Annotated in this window: 14 protein-coding genes; 3 read left to right on the top strand and 11 right to left on the bottom strand. The window is 57.1% G+C overall.

Features of this window, described 5'->3' with window-relative positions:
* Positions 1–86: 86 nt before the first annotated feature.
* From malZ to phoB, 5 genes are all read right to left on the bottom strand, one after another.
* Positions 87–1,904 (bottom strand): maltodextrin glucosidase, encoded by a 1,818-nt coding sequence (malZ, locus tag DFO52_RS17715; protein ID WP_133550875.1) that lies wholly within the window; start codon positions 1,902–1,904, stop codon positions 87–89.
* A 139-nt stretch (positions 1,905–2,043) separates the two neighbouring features.
* Positions 2,044–3,417: a proline-specific permease ProY gene (gene proY, locus DFO52_RS17710; protein ID WP_029739758.1), complete on the bottom strand. Its 1,374-nt coding sequence runs from the start codon at positions 3,415–3,417 to the stop codon at positions 2,044–2,046.
* Positions 3,418–3,498: 81 nt separating this feature from the next.
* Positions 3,499–4,818 (bottom strand): branched-chain amino acid transporter carrier protein BrnQ, encoded by a 1,320-nt coding sequence (gene brnQ, locus DFO52_RS17705; protein WP_024906795.1) that lies wholly within the window; start codon positions 4,816–4,818, stop codon positions 3,499–3,501.
* Positions 4,819–5,227: 409 nt separating this feature from the next.
* On the bottom strand, positions 5,228–6,523 hold the full coding sequence (gene phoR / locus DFO52_RS17700; RefSeq protein WP_133550874.1) for a phosphate regulon sensor histidine kinase PhoR: 1,296 nt from the start codon (positions 6,521–6,523) through the stop codon (positions 5,228–5,230).
* A gap of 21 nt (positions 6,524–6,544) precedes the next feature.
* On the bottom strand, positions 6,545–7,234 hold the full coding sequence (gene phoB / locus DFO52_RS17695) for a phosphate response regulator transcription factor PhoB (protein ID WP_008503265.1): 690 nt from the start codon (positions 7,232–7,234) through the stop codon (positions 6,545–6,547).
* Between the two features lie 187 nt (positions 7,235–7,421).
* Between phoB and sbcD the strand changes: the two genes are divergently transcribed.
* Both sbcD and sbcC read left to right on the top strand, forming a co-directional pair.
* Positions 7,422–8,627: an exonuclease subunit SbcD gene (gene sbcD, locus DFO52_RS17690; RefSeq protein ID WP_133550873.1), complete on the top strand. Its 1,206-nt coding sequence runs from the start codon at positions 7,422–7,424 to the stop codon at positions 8,625–8,627.
* On the top strand, positions 8,624–11,755 hold the full coding sequence (sbcC, locus tag DFO52_RS17685) for an exonuclease subunit SbcC (RefSeq protein WP_133550872.1): 3,132 nt from the start codon (positions 8,624–8,626) through the stop codon (positions 11,753–11,755). The genes sbcD and sbcC overlap by 4 nt, the downstream gene beginning before the upstream one ends.
* Positions 11,756–11,830: 75 nt before the next feature.
* Here sbcC and mak read toward each other — a convergent pair whose 3' ends face one another.
* A complete protein-coding gene (mak, locus tag DFO52_RS17680; RefSeq protein WP_133550871.1) occupies positions 11,831–12,736 on the bottom strand; it encodes a fructokinase in 906 nt (301 codons plus the stop codon).
* A 123-nt stretch (positions 12,737–12,859) separates the two neighbouring features.
* On the opposite strand from mak, the gene rdgC reads away from it, so the two are divergent.
* A complete protein-coding gene (rdgC, locus tag DFO52_RS17675; RefSeq protein ID WP_023310540.1) occupies positions 12,860–13,774 on the top strand; it encodes a recombination-associated protein RdgC in 915 nt (304 codons plus the stop codon).
* A gap of 48 nt (positions 13,775–13,822) precedes the next feature.
* Here the strand turns inward: rdgC and ppnP are convergent, their stop codons facing one another.
* The 5 genes from ppnP to DFO52_RS17650 form a co-directional block, all read right to left on the bottom strand.
* On the bottom strand, positions 13,823–14,110 hold the full coding sequence (gene ppnP, locus DFO52_RS17670; RefSeq protein WP_008503270.1) for a pyrimidine/purine nucleoside phosphorylase: 288 nt from the start codon (positions 14,108–14,110) through the stop codon (positions 13,823–13,825).
* Positions 14,111–14,181: 71 nt separating this feature from the next.
* Positions 14,182–14,859, bottom strand: a complete 678-nt coding sequence (locus DFO52_RS17665; RefSeq protein ID WP_047648590.1) for an AroM family protein — start codon at positions 14,857–14,859, stop codon at positions 14,182–14,184.
* 237 nt (positions 14,860–15,096) lie between these two features.
* Positions 15,097–15,288 carry a protein YaiA gene (gene yaiA / locus DFO52_RS17660; protein ID WP_029739753.1) on the bottom strand — a complete coding sequence of 64 codons (192 nt, stop codon included), beginning with the start codon at positions 15,286–15,288 and terminating at the stop codon, positions 15,097–15,099.
* Between the two features lie 44 nt (positions 15,289–15,332).
* Entirely contained in the window at positions 15,333–15,857 is a 525-nt protein-coding gene (gene aroL / locus DFO52_RS17655) for a shikimate kinase AroL (RefSeq protein WP_047648591.1), read from the bottom strand.
* Between the two features lie 143 nt (positions 15,858–16,000).
* Positions 16,001–16,459, bottom strand: coding sequence for a YaiI/YqxD family protein (locus DFO52_RS17650; RefSeq protein WP_010428006.1), 459 nt, complete (start codon positions 16,457–16,459; stop codon positions 16,001–16,003).
* Positions 16,460–16,533 lie beyond the last annotated feature (74 nt).

Raw genomic sequence — 16,533 nt, 5'->3', positions numbered from 1 at the left:
TTCCACCTTCACCGTAAACGATCCGTTAAGATTGACACAAATAGTTGCATTTGCGCCATCTTAAAAGGTGGAAACATTAGCAGGTCTTAGCTGCCGGACCAGATCGTCGCGGATATCGCAGGCAGCGCCAGCACGCCGTCCTGTATCGTCGCCTTGCCCTCTTTATTCTTCCACGCCGCCACCTTCAGCAGCGGTGAATCATCCAGCACCACTTCGCAGGCTTCGCCCCGGTTAATGGCCACAAGCACGCGCTGCTGATTATAGACGCGAGCAAACACCACCACGTTATCGTGGGCATACACCACCTGACAGCCGCCGTAGCGCAGGGCAAGACTCTGCTTACGCAGCTTTGCCAGCCGCTGATACAGGCTGAACAGCACCTTGTCCTGTTTCTCTGGCTCCCACGGGAAGGTTTTGCGGCAGAAAGGATCGTTGTTGCCGTCCAGCCCCACTTCGTCGCCATAATAGATGCACGGCACGCCCGGCCAGGTGAAGAGCCAGGTCACCGCCAGCGGCAGACGCGCCACATCCTTGCCGAGCAGGGATTTAAAGCGGGCGGTATCGTGGCTATCGAGCTGGTTAAACATCCGCAGCTGCTGCTGATGAGACAGACCGGCGCGATAGTTCTCCATCCACGCCATGCAGGTTTCAGCGTCGATATGATTCGGATCGTAGGAGATGTCGGTGTTAGCGAGGAATCCCCATAGCGGGAAGGTAAAGCCGCGATAGTTCATCGCCGCATCTTCCGCATCGTTCTGCAGCCACTGGCGCGCGTCGCCAAAGTGCTCGCCAAAGACGAACGCCTCCGGCTGGGCCGCTTTCGCCGAGCGCGTAATCCCGGCGACGTGCTGAAGGTTATTCCGCGCCCCGCCCGCTTCACCGAGCATATGCACCACGTCCAGCCGCCAGCCGTCCATGTTCCACGGCGCCTTCAGCCAGTGTCGGACGATGCTGTCTTCGCCGCCGTAGATTTCATTCACGAGCGTTGGCGACTGGAAATCCAGCTTCGGCAGGCTCGCGTAGCCCAGCCAGTCCAGCGCGCGGCCCTCCTCGTTAAAGCTGTACCAGTCGCGCTGCGGCGAGTCCGGGTTATGACATGCCCCGCCCATCGACTGGTTATGGCGGTCAAACCAGGCGTGCGAATCTCCGCTGTGGTTGAACACGCCGTCCAGAATCAGGCGCATGCCTTCGTTTTGGGTTTTCTTGCGCAGGCGCAGCAGCGCCTCGTCACCGCCAAACTGCGCGTCAACGTGGCGATAATCTTCGGTATCGTATTTGTGCACGCTCGGGGCTTTAAATACCGGGTTGAGATACAGCGCCGTCACGCCGAGCTTTTTCAGGTACGGCAGCTTTTCGCTGATGCCGTCGAGATCGCCGCCGTAAAACGTCGAGCCGCCAGCCTGCGCGGTTAAGGGCTCGTCCCACGCTTTCAGAATAATGTCGTGGCCCGCCGCATGGTGGTGATAGATCTTATCCTGGTCGGCGGTGCGTTTTTCGCTGCGCGCAAAACGGTCCGGGAAAATCTGGTAAAACACCTGATCGTTAACCCACTGCGGGCCGTTATCCGGGTAATCGACCGCAAATTGCTCCAGCCGTGCGGGCGGGAAACGGCTAAACCCCTGCGGGGTAAACCACAGCTGACGATTATTCCACAAAAGCTTAAAGCTGTAGCGACGGCGCGGCTGCCCGCTATTCAGGTCGATATTTGCCCGCCACGCCGTGATCCCCGGCTGCGGCTGGCTGCGCAGCCTGTGCATTTTCAGCCCGGTCTCTTCGTTATCTATTTCGGCGCGGAGCGTCACGCGTTCAGGCTGATTTTCTCCCGCCAGCCAGAGCGTAATCACAAGGTTATCTTTGTTTTGCTTAACAAATGGGGCAACCGGAAGGTGCCAGGCGTTTAACATCACGAATCCCCTTTGATGAAATTGACGTCACCTTGCCACAGGGTGGTTAAGGATAGCTCATCACGTTCAGGATTATTGGGGGAGGAGAAAGGAGGAGGAGGCAAAATTCCCTCTCCCACAGGGAGAGGGAATAAAAATGTTACTGCGCTTCCGCCAGCTGACGGTCGCGGCGGCATTTGAACACCCAGCCCACCAGCAGCAGGACGATCCACGCGCAGCCCACGTAAAGGGAAATGCGGGTATCCGGATGGTAGCCAATCAGGGCAATGATAAACACAAGGAAGATCAGCCCGACGACGGTCGTCGCAACGCCGCCTGGAACTTTGAACTTCAGCGCTTTCGCCTCATCCGGCGACAGACGACGGCGGAACGCGATCTGCGACAGCAGGATCATAATCCACACCCACACCGTCGCGAAGGTCGCCAGCGACGCGATCACCAGGAAGACGTTCTCCGGCATGATGTAGTTCAGGTAAACCGAGAACAGCAGCGCCACGGTCATCACCACAACGGTCACCCACGGCGTGCCGCGGCGTGAGGTTTTGGCGAACACCTTCGGCGCGCTGCCCTGCTCCGCCATGCCGTGCAGCATACGGCCCACGCCAAACACGTCACTGTTAATCGCGGAGAGCGACGCGGTGAGCACCACAAAGTTCAGAATGCTGGCCGCAAACGCAATGCCCATATGCTGGAAGGTCAGAACAAACGGGCTACCGTTGGTGCCGACCTGATTCCACGGGTAGATGGACATAATCACGAACAGCGTACCCACGTAGAACACCAGAATACGCATCGGCACCGAGTTGATGGCGCGCGGAATGGACTTCTCCGGATCTTTCGCTTCCCCGGCGGTGATACCGATAATTTCGATACCGCCGTAGGCGAACATCACCATCTGCAGCGACATGACCATTCCGAGCCAGCCGTTGCTGAAGAAGCCGCCGTTGCTCCAGAGGTTATGGATGCCGGTCGGCTGCCCGCCGTTGCCGATTCCCCAGATGATGATGCCGAAACCGGCCACGATCATGATGATAATGGTCGCGACCTTGAAGAAGGAGAACCAAAACTCCAGCTCGCCAAATACCTTCACGCTCATCAGGTTGACGGCGCAGATGATCAGCACCACGCTCAGCACCCAAATCCAGTGCGGCACCGCCGGGAACCAGACGCCCATATAGATGCCAAACGCGGTCACGTCGGCAATCGCCACAATCAGGATTTCAAAGCAGTAGGTCCAGCCGGTAATAAACCCGGCCAGTGGGCCGAGGTTTTCCTGCGCGTAGCGGGAGAAGGAGCTGGCGGACGGGTTGTGAACCGACATTTCGCCGAGGGCGCGCATGATGATATACGCCGCCACGCCGCCGATGATGTATGCCAGCAGAACGCTGGGACCGGCCATTTTGATGGCATCTGCCGAGCCATAAAAAAGACCGGTGCCGATAGCAGAGCCCAGCGCCATAAAGCGGATGTGGCGCGTGCTCAATCCACGTTTAAGTTTGTTAGTGCTTTCCATTTAAATCTTGCCATTCAACACGAAAAAAACAAAAAACCACGGGGCCTTAAGCCCCGTGGTTAAACAGTTTGTTGCCGTTGATTAATGAGCGTTCGATGCGACCTGACGCCCTGCAGCACGGTCCCAGATAATCGCCAGAACCAGTGCAACAACGGTAGGCATCAACCAGGCCAGCCCCTGCTCGGACAGCGGCAGACGCTGTGTCCATGCCGGCAGTATGTGCGCGAAAGCTGATGCTTTAATCCCGTCAAGGATACCAAAAATCAGGCTGATAAACATGGCTGGCGCAATAATTCGTGAAGAGTTGTTCCACCACGGGCGAGTAAAGCTCAGCACCACCAGCACAATACACGGCGGATAAATCGCCGTCAGCACCGGAATCGAGACCTGAATCAGGTGGCTCAGACCGAGGTTTGACACCGCCATAGAGAAGATACCGAGGATAAACACCAGGGTGCGGTAAGAGAGCGGTAGATACTGCGCAAAGAACTCTGCGCAGGCGCAGGTCAGGCCAACCGCCGTGACCAGACAGGCCAGGAAGATGAGTGCCGCCAGCAGCATACTGCCCGCACCGCCGAAGGTGTGCTGAACGTAGGCGTGCAGGATAGCCGCACCGTTGGCGTTCTGATCGACCAGCATGGCGCTGTCGGAGCCCAGGCGGAACAGCGCCAGATACAACAGCGTCAGCCCCACGCCGGCCATCAGGCCAGCCCAGATGGTATAGCGGGTCAGCAGACGCGCTTCGGTCACACCGCGGGAACGCGCGGCGTTAACGATAACGATACCAAAGACCATCGCGCCCAGCGTATCCATCGTCAGGTAGCCATTCACAAAGCCGTTAGAGAACGCGGCGTTTTTATAGGCGTCCATCGCGTCGCTAATCGGGCCCGCTGGCCAGACGATGGCCGCAACCGCCAGAACAATCAGCGCCACAATTTTCAGCGGAGCCAGGAAGTTACCCACGGTATCCAGCAGCTTGCCCGGATAGAGGGAAACCAGAATCACGATCGCAAAGTAGATCAGGCTGTAGATAAACAGCGGCATCGCACCGTCACCGGTCAGGGGAGCAATACCCACTTCGAAGGACACAGTTGCCGTACGCGGGGTCGCAAACAGCGGGCCAACGGCCAGATAGCAGACGGTTGCCAGCAAAACGCCCGCCACTTTGCCGATCGGGGTGCTGAGGCTATCCACACCGCCGCCGACTTTCGCCAGCGCGACGACGGTCAGAACCGGCAGACCCACGGCAGTAATCAGGAAACCAAACGCGGCGGTCCAGACGTGTTCACCCGCCTGTAAGCCAACCATTGGAGGGAAAATGATGTTGCCTGCGCCAACGAACAGCGCAAATGTCATAAAGCCCAGCGCGATGATGTCACGCGATTTTAAGTGATGGGTCATAAAACCTTACTGCCTGTGGATGTGGTGTTGAAAACATTGAGATTTTCGATTTCCCTGACGGGACGATACAGCCGAAAATTTGCTCAATTTCAGCGGGAAATGCTCCCGTCCTGGCGTGGAGAAGAATAGTTTTTCGATTTACCACGCAAATACAGTCGGTCTGACAGTATCTGGGGCGCAATTTAAACGCTTATAACGTTTAAAGGCAAGGTGGGATCGTAAAACCAGAACAATATGCCAGCATGAAAATGCACGTTAGAATAATACGCTATTTATAAGAAAAACCCATGGCTAATCATGCGAACAAAAAACACTCAACCGTATAAAATTCATCCGCGTTTCGCTTGACTGCAAAGCAAACGGGCCAGCAGACGCTGACCCGTGGAAAGGTAAAATGACACGCCTGCCGTCAGGCTATTTTTTTGGCAATTAATCGTTCCGGAATAACGAAACTGAAGCGGGTTCCTTTACCCAGCGTGCTCTGAATATCGAGACGGCTTTCATGGTGATTCAACGCGTGTTTAACAATCGCCAGCCCCAGGCCGCTTCCGCCTGTCTGCCGGGATCGCGCTTTATCCACACGGTAAAAGCGCTCGGTCAGGCGCGGAATATGCTCAGGCGCGATCCCCGGCCCGTCGTCTTCCACGCTAAACTCCGCCCCCGTTGGGGCATGATGCCAGCGCACCACGATATTCGTCCCCTCCGGCGTATGATTCACCGCGTTATACACCAGGTTGGAAATGGCGCTACGCAGTTCATCTTCGCTGCCCAGCACCTTCAGCGTATTGTCGATCTCAAAGGTCAGGTGATGCTTTTTGTGGCTTAACGTCTGCGCTTCACGCTCAACGACCCGCAGCATCATCGGGACATCAATGGTGTCATTTAGCGCGAGCGTCGGCGCCGCTTCAATCTTCGAGAGCGTCAGCAGCTGCTTGACCAGCCCTTCCATCCGGTGCGTTTGCTCGCGCATGGTGTGCAGCGCTTTTTCACGCGGCGCGCCTTCAAGCGTTTGCTCCTGCATCATCTCCAGGTAGCCCTGAAGCACGGTCAGCGGGGTACGCAGTTCGTGACTGACGTTGGCGAAGAAGTTGCGACGCGCCCCTTCCAGCTGGTGCATCTGGGTAACATCGCGCGCCACCATCAGCCACTGCTTATCGCTGTAGGGCATCACGCGGATTTCCAGATGGCGACCATTATTGAGCTTCAGATTATGCGGGCGGGTAAAATCACGCTTTTTCAGATACAGCGTGAACTCGGGATAGCGCAGAAGGTTGAGGATATTCTGGCCATTGTCGTCGGGCCAGCGCAGGCCCAGCAGCTGTTGCGCAAGGCCGTTACACCAGAAGATTGTCCCTTCTTCGGTTGTCAGAATAACGGCATCCGGCAGCGACTCTGCACCGCTGCGAAAACGCTTAATCAGGCTTCCCAGCTCGCGGCGACGCTTTTTATTACGCATCTGCATCTGATGCAAACCGTACAGCAGCGGCTCCCAGCTGCCGCTTCCCGGCGGCGGCGTCATACTTCGGTCAACCCACAGCCACCACGAGAGGCGCAGCAGGTTCCAGAAATGCCAGATCAGCAGCCCGGTGACCGACGCCAGCAGAAACCACGGCAGGTGTCCAAGAAAGGCCCCCAGCAGGAAGGCCGGAATACAGCATAAGATCAGTTCAAAGACGAGCCTTTTCCATGACAGACGTTCCAGCACGCGTCACACTCCTGTCATTGTTCAGAAACGGGTAGAAAAACGATAACCCGTGCCGCGGACCGTCTGCACCATGCGATCGTGGCCGCTCAGTTCCAGTGCTTTTCGCAGGCGGCGAATATGTACGTCAACCGTCCGGTCTTCGACATACACGTTAGTTCCCCAGACGTTATTCAGCAACTGCTCGCGGCTGTACACGCGTTCCGGGTGGGTCATAAAGAAGTGCAGGAGTTTAAATTCGGTAGGCCCCATATCGAGGGGATTTTCACCGGTCATCACGCGGTGTGAGGTGGGGTCAAGGCTCAGCCCCTGCATCTCAATCACCTCTTCCACCGCCATCGGCGAAATACGGCGCATCACGGCTTTAATGCGGGCAACCAGCTCTTTTGGGGAAAACGGTTTAGTAATGTAATCGTCCGCGCCGGTCTCCAGACCGCGAACGCGATCCTCTTCTTCTCCGCGCGCCGTGAGCATCACAACCGGGATGTCGCGGGTCAGCGCCTCACGCTTCAGGTGTTTGATAAACTGCAGTCCGGAGCCGCCGGGCAACATCCAGTCCAGCAGAATCAGATCGGGCCAGGGTTCATTCAGCTGGTTCACTGCGCTGTCATAATCTTCCGCTTCAACCGGCTGGAAGCCGTTTTGCTCGAGCACGAAGCACACCATTTCACGAATTGGAGCTTCATCTTCTACGACCAGAATACGTCTCGCCATACTTTGCCCTGTCTTATCTTATTTAAGTTACAAGTTTGTAATTCGGCGCCATTATGCGTCAGATTTATGACAGATTTATGAAAAACAGTACCACGATAACGGGCAAACCGTTGTTTTATTACAGCGGTTATTTTCCCGTCTCTGAACGTTTATAATCCTGCTTTCTCTTTTTTGCCACGGATCAGCTATGCGCATACTTCACACCTCGGACTGGCATCTGGGTCAAAATTTTTACAGCAAAAGCCGTGCGGCTGAACATGAAGCATTCCTGAACTGGCTGCTGGAAACGGCCCGGACGCACGAGGTGGACGCGATTATTGTGGCGGGTGACATCTTTGATACCGGCTCGCCCCCCAGCTATGCGCGTGAACTGTACAACCGCTTCGTGGTGAATTTGCAGCAAACCGGCTGTCATCTGGTGATTGTCGCCGGTAACCATGATTCCGTCGCGACGCTCAATGAATCCCGCGACATCCTGGCATTTCTCAATACCACCGTCGTCGCCAGCGCCGGGCACGCCCCGCAGATCCTGAAAAAACGCGACGGCACGCCGGGGGCGGTGCTGTGCCCCATTCCTTTTTTGCGTCCGCGGGACATCGTGCAAAGCCAGGCGGGGCTGTCGGGTGCGGAAAAGCAGCAGCATTTATTACAGGCCATCACCGACTATTATCACCAGCAGCACGCCGATGCCTGCGCCCTGCGCGGCGACCAGCCAATTCCAGTGATTGCGACCGGCCATCTCACCACCGTCGGGGCCAGTAAAAGTGACGCAGTACGTGAGATCTATATCGGCACGCTGGACGCCTTTCCGGCGCAAAACTTCCCGCCAGCCGACTACATTGCGCTCGGACACATTCACCGGGCGCAGATCGTCGGCGGCAGCGAGCACATCCGCTACTGCGGCTCGCCAATTTCGCTCAGCTTTGACGAAACGGGCAAGGCCAAGTCCGTCCATCTGGTGAGCTTCTCCGAAGGGAAACTTCACGCCGTCGAAACGCTGGAGGTGCCCGTCACCCAGCCGCTGGCGGTGCTGAAGGGCAATCTCGACGCCATTACCGCCCAGCTTGAGCAGTGGCGCGGCGCGACGCTTAACCCGCCCGTCTGGCTGGATATCGAAATCACCACCGATGACTACCTGCACGATATGCAGCGTAAAATTCAGGCGCTGACGGAAGATTTGCCCGTCGAAGTCTTACTGGTACGCCGCAGCCGCGAGCAGCGCGAGAAAATTCTGTTAAGCGCGCAACGCGAAACGCTCAGTGAACTGCGGGTTGAAGAGGTGTTTGAACGCAGGCTCTCGCAGGAGGAAATTGACGACGCGAAGCGCGCAAGACTCAGCGAACTGTTCAGCCATACCCTGCATGCGCTCAATGATGAGGAAGATAACGCATGAAAATTTTGAGCCTGCGCCTGAAAAACCTCAACTCCCTCAAGGGCGAGTGGAAAATTGACTTTACCGCGGAGCCGTTTGCCAGCAACGGTCTGTTTGCCATCACCGGTGCAACCGGGGCAGGCAAAACCACCCTGCTCGACGCCATCTGTCTGGCGCTTTATCACGAAACGCCGCGACTGCAGAAGGTTTCTCAGGCGCAAAACGACCTGATGACGCGCGACACCGCCGAGTGCCTGGCTGAAGTGGAGTTCGAGGTAAAAGGCACCGCCTATCGCGCCTTCTGGAGCCAGAACCGGGCGCGCAACCAGCCGGACGGGAACCTGCAGGCGCCGCGCGTGGAGCTGGCGCGCTGTGAAGATGGCAAAATCCTGGCTGATAAAGTGACGGATAAACTGGAGCAAACCGCCGCGCTCACCGGGCTGGACTATGGCCGCTTTACCCGCTCCATGCTGCTCTCACAGGGGCAGTTTGCCGCCTTCCTTAATGCCAAGCCGAGCGATCGCGCCGAGCTGCTGGAGGAGCTGACCGGCACAGAGATCTACGGCCAGATTTCCGCCATGGTGTTTGAGAAACACAAAGCCGCCCGCAGCGTGCTTGAAAAATGCGAGGCGCAGGCGGCGGGCGTCGTGCTGTTGAGCGAAGAGCAACAGCAGCAGTTGCAGCAAAGTTTGCAGGCACTTACTGACGAAGAGAAAACTCTGCTGGTTCAGCAGCAAAGACAGCAGAAAGATTTTCAGTGGCTTACGCGCCATGATGAGCTCGTGCTTGAGCAACAGCGCGTCACCGCGATGCAGCAGCAGGCGCAGCAGGCGCTGACGAACGCTGCGCCAGAGCTGGCAAAGCTCCAGCTTGCTCTGCCTGCCGCCCAGCTTCGACCGCTTTGGGAGCATCAGCAGGAGCAAACCGCTCGCCTGACGCAAACCCAGCAGCGAATTATCGAAGTAAATACTCGCTTACAAGCCAAAACCGCGCTGCGCGCGCGGATCCGTCATACCGCCCAGCGGAATCATCAGCAGCTTCAGACCGAACTGACGGCGCTGGCGCAGTGGCTGGCGGAGAACGAGCGCTATCGCCTGCTGGGGCAGGAGATTGCCGGCTGGCGTGCTCAGTTCTCACAGCTTAACCGCGATAAAACGCAGTTAGCCTCGCTTGCTGCGAAGATGAGTGAATTACGCAACAGGCTGGCCGAGATGCCGGAAAATGCGCTGACGCTGACGGCGGATGAGGTTAGCGCGGCCATGGAGCAGCAGTCCCGGTCACGCACGCTGCGCCAGCGGCTAACGTCGCTGCATGCCCGCTATCAGCCGCTGCAAAAGCGACTGCGCCAGAGCGGTGAAAGCGTGCAGAAGGCCCAGGCCGATCAATATAAACTCAATGAAACGCTGACGCTGCGCCGCCAGCAGTACAAAGAGAAACACCAGCACTATCTGGACCTGAAGGCCCTGTGCGAACGCGAAGCGACGATTAAAGACCTGGAAAGCTATCGTTCCCGGCTTGAGGCAGGCAAACCCTGTCCGCTGTGCGGCTCCAGCGAGCATCCCGCCGTTGAGCAATACCAGTCGCTTGAGCTGACGGATAACCAGCGCCGCCGTGATGCCCTGGAAAAAGAGGTCGCCGCGCTTAAAGAGGAAGGTCTGCTGGTGCTGGGACAGGTTAATGCCCTGACGCAGCAGATCCAGCGCGAGACAGACGAAGCGCAGACTCTCTCTCAGGAACAGCAAGCGCTCACTAAAGAGTGGATGGAAGCATGCACTTCCCTGAACATCGCGTTGAATATTCAGGAAGATATCACGCCATGGATGAACGAGCAGGAACAGTACGAGCGCCAGCTTTATCAGCTTAGCCAGCGTCTGACCCTGCAAAACCAGCTAAACGATCAGGAAGTGCAGGAGCGACAGCATCAGCAGCAGCTGACGGCCGCGCGCCAGGCGCTGGAAAGCACCCTGCTTTCGCTATCGCTTAACGTACCTGAAGACGGCAATGAAGCCGCCTGGCTGCACGCCCGCGAAGCGGAATTCGCGCAGTGGCAGGAGAAACAAACGCAGCACGGCGTGCTTCTGGAACGCATAAACACATTGAAGCCGCTGCTCGACACGCTTCCGGAAACGAACGGCGAAGAGGCCGAACCGGCCATTCCGGACGGCTGGCGCGACGTGCACGACGAATGCGTGTCGCTACAGAGCCAGCTCACCGCGCAGCAGCAGCAGGAAAAGCTGGAGCAAGAGCGCCTGCAGCAGTCGCAGACGCAGTTCACCGCGGCGCTCTCAGCGAGCTGTTTTGTCGATCGGGACGCGTTCCTTGCCGCTCTGCTGGATGACGACGCTATTCGTCGCCTCGAACAGCTGAAGCAGTCGCTGGAAAGCCAGATACAGCAGGCCGCGGCCCTTTCCGGCCAGGCTAACCAGCAGCTACAGGCTCATCTGGCGCTGCGGCCGGAAGGTCTCGATGCAGATGCTCCTGCGCTGCAAAGCCAGCTGCAGCAGCTGGCGCAACGGCTTCGCGAGAACACGACGCATCAGGGCGAGATCCGCCAGCAGCTGAAGCAGGACAGCGATAACCGTCAGCACCAGCTGGTGTTGATGCAGCAAATTGAAGAGGCCGCGCGCCAGGCGGACGACTGGGGTTATCTGAACGCGCTGATCGGCTCCAGCACCGGCGACAAGTTCCGTAAATTCGCACAGGGGCTGACGCTGGATAATCTCGTCTGGCTTGCTAACCAGCAGCTTAACCGTCTGCACGGGCGTTATCTGCTGCAGCGCAAGGCCAGCGACGCGCTGGAGCTGGAAGTAGTCGATACCTGGCAGGCGGACGCGGTGCGCGATACCCGTACGCTCTCGGGCGGCGAGAGCTTCCTGGTCAGCCTGGCGCTGGCGCTGGCGCTTTCCGATCTGGTGAGTCATAAGACGCGGATCGATTCCCTGTTCCTGGATGAAGGGTTCGGCACGCTCGACAGTGAAACGCTGGATACCGCGCTGGATGCGCTCGACGCGCTGAACGCCACCGGGAAAACCATCGGCGTGATCAGCCACGTTGAGGCGATGAAAGAGCGCATTCCGGTGCAGATCAAGGTGAAGAAAATCAACGGGCTGGGGTACAGCAGGCTGGATAAGGTGTTTGCGGTGGAATAAATGGGGGGATGGTGCGGTCTGGTGCCCTCACCCTGGCCCTCTCCCACAGGGAGAGGGAATAAACATTATTTGCTTTTATTCTGGCCACAGCCACGCCGCGCCGCGCACGCCGCTGGAGTCACCGTGGACAGCTTTGCGGATCGGAGTTTCACACTCGCCGCCGAAGACCCACTGTTTCACCAGGTTCGGTACCGTGGCGTACAGCCGGTCAACGTTGCTCATGCCGCCGCCGAGCACAATCACGTCCGGGTCGAGAATATTCACCACGTGCGCCAGGGATTTCGCCAGCCGCATTTCGTAGCGGCTAAGCGCCAGCTCGGCGACCGGATCCTGTTCTTCGACCAGACGCATAATTTCGTTGCCCTTGAGCGGCTGGCCGCTCAGACGGTGGTAGTCGGTCGCAAACCCGGTGCCGGAGATAAACGTCTCAATACAGCCCTGCTTTCCGCAGTAGCACGGCACCTCAGCACGGTATTTAAGCTCGTCTTCATCCATCCACGGCAGCGGGTTGTGACCCCACTCGCCCGCGGTGCCGTTGCCGCCGATATGGGCGCGCCCGCCGAACGCCACGCCCGCGCCGCAGCCGGTACCGACGATCACGGCAAACACGGTCTGAGCACCTGCCGCCGCGCCGTCGATGGCCTCAGACACTGCCAGACAGTTGGCGTCGTTGGCCAGACGCACTTCCCGGTTCAGACGTTGGCTCAAATCTTTATCAAACGGCTGACCGTTGAGCCAGGTGGAGTTGGCATTTTTAACCACCCCGGTATACGGCGAGATCGACCCCGGGATCCCCATCCCGACGCTGCCGGTTTGCCCTGTCGCCTGCTCTGCCATCTCAACCAGGCTGGCAATCGTCTCGATAGCCTGGCGATAATCATCGCGCGGCGTCGGCAGACGGTGGCGGAACAGCTGCTCCCCCTGCTCGCTCAGTGCGATGACTTCTGTTTTGGTGCCGCCCAAATCGATCCCAATACGCACAAGACTCTCCTCATTATTTTGATTATCAACAGAGTAGAAGCACGCTTCCCGATTAGCAATGCAAGCGATGCGACAATTCGTTATCATGCCCGCTGATTTAACGACAAGGCCGTGGAAATTATCATGCTGTGGTTCAAAAATTTGATGGTTTACCGTCTCAGCCGCGACGTTTCGCTGCGTGCAGAAGAGATGGAAAAACAGTTAGCCGCTTATACCTTTTCCCCTTGCGGTAGCCAGGATATGGCGAAAACCGGCTGGGTGCCGCCAATGGGTTCACAAAGCGATGCACTGACCCACGCCAGCAGCACGGGTCAAATCATCGTCTGCGCCCGTAAAGAAGAGAAAATCCTGCCGACGCCGGTGGTTAAGCAGGCGCTCGAAGCGAAGATTTTCAAGCTGGAAGCCGAACAGGGCCGTAAGCTGAAAAAGACCGAGAAAGATTCGCTAAAAGACGAAGTGCTGCACTCCCTGCTGCCGCGCGCCTTCAGCCGCTTCAGCCAGACCATGATGTGGATCGACACCGTCAACGGGCTGATCATGGTGGACTGCGCCAGCGCCAAAAAAGCAGAAGATACGCTGGCCCTGCTGCGCAAAAGCATCGGATCTTTACCGGTCGTTCCGCTGGCGCTGGAAACGCCGATCGAGCTGACGCTGACCGAATGGGTACGCAGCGGCGCTGCGGCTCAGGGTTTCCAGATCCTTGATGAAGCCGAGCTGAAAGCCCTGCTGGAAGATGGCGGCGTGATCCGCGCGAAGAAGCAGGATCTGGTGAGCGACGAGATCGCCGTACACATCGAAGCGGGCAAAGTGGTCACTAAACTGGCGCTCGACTGGCAGCAGCGCATTCAGTTCGTGATGTGCGACGACGGCTCCGTGAAGCGTCTGAAGTTCTGCGACGAGCTGCGCGATCAGAACGAAGATATCGACAGGGAAGATTACGCCCAGCGCTTTGACGCGGACTTCATCCTCATGACCGGCGAACTGGCCGCGTTGATTCAGAATCTGGTGGAAGGTCTCGGCGGCGAAGCGCAGAGATAACAGGCAAAACGCAGGCCGGGTAAGCGTTAGCGCCACCCGGCTTATTTTTTATTTCAGGTAGCGGCACAGATAAGAGGTAGGTTCAGCGACCTGCAAATGGAACTCGCTGTGGCCAGGGACGTTGAAAACTTGCCCGGCAGCGTAAACTTTCCATTCCGTTTCACCCGGCAGTAAGACGTTCAGCGCCCCGCTGACGACCGTCATTTCTTCAGCTTCCGCCGTGCCAAAGGTGTATTCCCCTTCCGCCATAACGCCGACACTGGCGCGGCCAGTGCTGCTGCTGGTAAAACCAATGGATTTCACTTTACCGGAAAAGTATTCGTTACTTTGAAGCATGAACTGGCCCTTATATTTTTAGATAAAAATTCACTATAGGGGCCATGCTCATCACCTGTCACGCAAAATCATTACATGAGGAGTTCCGAGGCCAGGCGAGCCATCAGAACGTTAGATAACAGCACGGGGACATCCAACGCTTTTTGCAGCAGATCACGATGATGCTGATGGAAACCGAGGCAGTCCAGAATCAAGACATCTGCCCCTCTCTCAAGCAGCTCCTTCCCGGCAGCAATGAGCTTGGCCTCACTGTCCCAGAACGGATTTGCCAGCGCATACAAGGGCACTTTTTCCAGCACGTGCCACTTTGCCTCCTGGTTATCCATGAGCTCCTCAATAGGTACGATCACCCCCACCTGATGACCATCCACGATGGAGGCCACCAGCGGTGGAATGATCCGCATCGGCTCCAGCAAAATTGCATTACGCGCCGTGAGGCCCTTAATGGGCGCGGTACTCATCAGCAAAATAACGTCATAACCTTGATTATCGAGCACTTCTATTACGCCCTGCAGCGAGCGCTCGATTTTCTGACGTGAAACATGCGCCAGTTTACCGTCGCTTAATAACGTCGCCAGGGGATCCTCCCCCACCTCGACAGCGTAGTCTTCCATGACCTCTTCCCTACTCATCTTCCCCAGCAGGCTAAGATGCGTTATCTGTTGTTCAGATACATGCTCGGTTAAGAGCGGTAACACTTCGCTTACAGGGACCACACCAATGGTGAGGATCGCCAACGTTGCCTTCATCTTGATCGCCTTCCATTACTCCAACATCGTGCACACAGGTACAGGCTCACTACGCTGCACAGTTCATTTTTTCAACAAAACAGCACCAAGCGTAGCAGGTGATCCCGACATCGAAATGTAAAGATCGCCTGCCGATACCGGAGTTACTTGTAATAACTAAATATTAACTCCTGCTTAACTTTCCCGATGAGTAAAAAGTGTGATTCAGGCACGATATTGGAGCGTTTAGGAAAACGGTCAGGTTTTATCGGGATCTTCGTAGCGCCGTTTCGCGTCCAGCGCTTCCTGTTCAGTCTCGTGTTCACTGATCAGCGAGTCCGGCTTGGGGTGATCGGCACGCAGTTGATACCAGGTCACGGTATGACCCGTATGGCCTTTTTCAACGGTAACAACGCGCGCTTCACGCGGATAGGGAGGTCTGGTTGGCATAGCTCATCCTTTTTTTATGTCTGAGCTATAAGTATAGACGCCGGTTAGCTGGCACAAGCCAAACGCAGGGCGGTAATAATCTGAATCACAACGTCTTCGGGAGAGGCTGACGCATCCACCACGTGGTGAGCCACTTCGCGGTATAGCGCATCGCGTTCGGCCAACACTTCGCTCACCTCTTCGCTAAGCGGCCTGGAGGTCAGCGCGGGGCGTTGCCCCTCTTCCGGAAACGCTTCCAGACGCCCCACGAGAGCCGACACCGGCGCGCTGAGATAAATCACAATCCCCTTTTCGCGCATATAGTGACGATTGCACTCCGCCAGAACGATGCCACCGCCGGTCGCGATCACGGCAGACGGGGTAGTGACCGCTTTCAGCGCGGCCGTTTCGCGTGCGCGAAAGCTCTCCCATCCCTCTTGTTCAACGATCTCGGCGATGGTTTTTCCGGCCTCGGTTTGCAGCCAGTGGTCGGTATCAACAAACTGGCGATGACACACGCGTGCCAGCTCCAGGCCAACGGTGGTTTTCCCACAGCCGCGGGGGCCAACTAAAAAGATGGGTTGGGTCATGCCAGGTGTTCCCCTTGATGCCGAATGGCTGAAGAGTGTAAAGAAATAATTGCAGAAGATGTTGCGATTACTTTACTGCAAAGCGGTACGGGATGACAACCCTGTGGAGGCCATACTGTACCACAAATTGACAATAATTATCATTACGCTGTGCGGCGCTTCACTTCCAGCAGCCATTTATCCAGCTCGGCAGCGAATTGCTGACGGTCGCGCTGGGACAGGCTGTCCGGTCCGCCGGTCTGCACGCCGCTGGCCCGCATCGTATCCATAAAATCGCGCATAGTGAGCTTTTCGCGAATGGTCGAAGGCGAGTAACGCTCCCCGCGCGGATTGAGCGCCGCCGCCCCTTTCTCCAGCACTTCAGCGGCCAGCGGAATATCCGCCGTGATCACCAGATCCTCAGCGCTGCACAGGCGAACAATTTCGTTATCCGCCACGTCGAACCCGGCCGGCACGCGCAAAGAGCGGATGAACCGCGAAGGCGGTACGCGAATATTCTGGTTAGCCACCAGCGTCAGCGGCATCTGAACGCGCTCGGCGGCGCGAAATAAAATCTCTTTAATCACGTTCGGACACGCGTCCGCATCAACCCAAATCGCCATATTGTCTCCCCATAATGAGTCTGCCGACTATTGTCGCCTGCATTTCGTTGTTAAGCTATCAATCAGAGAAAACA

Origin of the sequence: Enterobacter sp. AG326, assembly GCF_004362415.1 — a bacterium.
Lineage (GTDB): Bacteria > Pseudomonadota > Gammaproteobacteria > Enterobacterales > Enterobacteriaceae > Enterobacter > Enterobacter asburiae.
This window is presented reverse-complemented; position numbering and strand designations above follow the sequence as displayed.

Bases quoted from the DNA above. Each gene is read 5' to 3' on its own strand.
- rdgC (WP_023310540.1), top strand. From the start codon at position 12,860: ATGCTGTGGTTCAAAAATTTGATGGTTTACCGTCTCAGCCGCGACGTT.
- DFO52_RS17650 (WP_010428006.1), bottom strand. From the start codon at position 16,459: ATGGCGATTTGGGTTGATGCGGACGCGTGTCCGAACGTGATTAAAGAG.
- phoB (WP_008503265.1), bottom strand. From the start codon at position 7,234: ATGGCGAGACGTATTCTGGTCGTAGAAGATGAAGCTCCAATTCGTGAA.
- malZ (WP_133550875.1), bottom strand. From the start codon at position 1,904: ATGTTAAACGCCTGGCACCTTCCGGTTGCCCCATTTGTTAAGCAAAAC.
- ppnP (WP_008503270.1), bottom strand. From the start codon at position 14,110: ATGCTTCAAAGTAACGAATACTTTTCCGGTAAAGTGAAATCCATTGGT.
- aroL (WP_047648591.1), bottom strand. From the start codon at position 15,857: ATGACCCAACCCATCTTTTTAGTTGGCCCCCGCGGCTGTGGGAAAACC.
- proY (WP_029739758.1), bottom strand. From the start codon at position 3,417: ATGGAAAGCACTAACAAACTTAAACGTGGATTGAGCACGCGCCACATC.
- brnQ (WP_024906795.1), bottom strand. From the start codon at position 4,818: ATGACCCATCACTTAAAATCGCGTGACATCATCGCGCTGGGCTTTATG.
- sbcD (WP_133550873.1), top strand. From the start codon at position 7,422: ATGCGCATACTTCACACCTCGGACTGGCATCTGGGTCAAAATTTTTAC.
- yaiA (WP_029739753.1), bottom strand. From the start codon at position 15,288: ATGCCAACCAGACCTCCCTATCCGCGTGAAGCGCGCGTTGTTACCGTT.
- sbcC (WP_133550872.1), top strand. From the start codon at position 8,624: ATGAAAATTTTGAGCCTGCGCCTGAAAAACCTCAACTCCCTCAAGGGC.
- DFO52_RS17665 (WP_047648590.1), bottom strand. From the start codon at position 14,859: ATGAAGGCAACGTTGGCGATCCTCACCATTGGTGTGGTCCCTGTAAGC.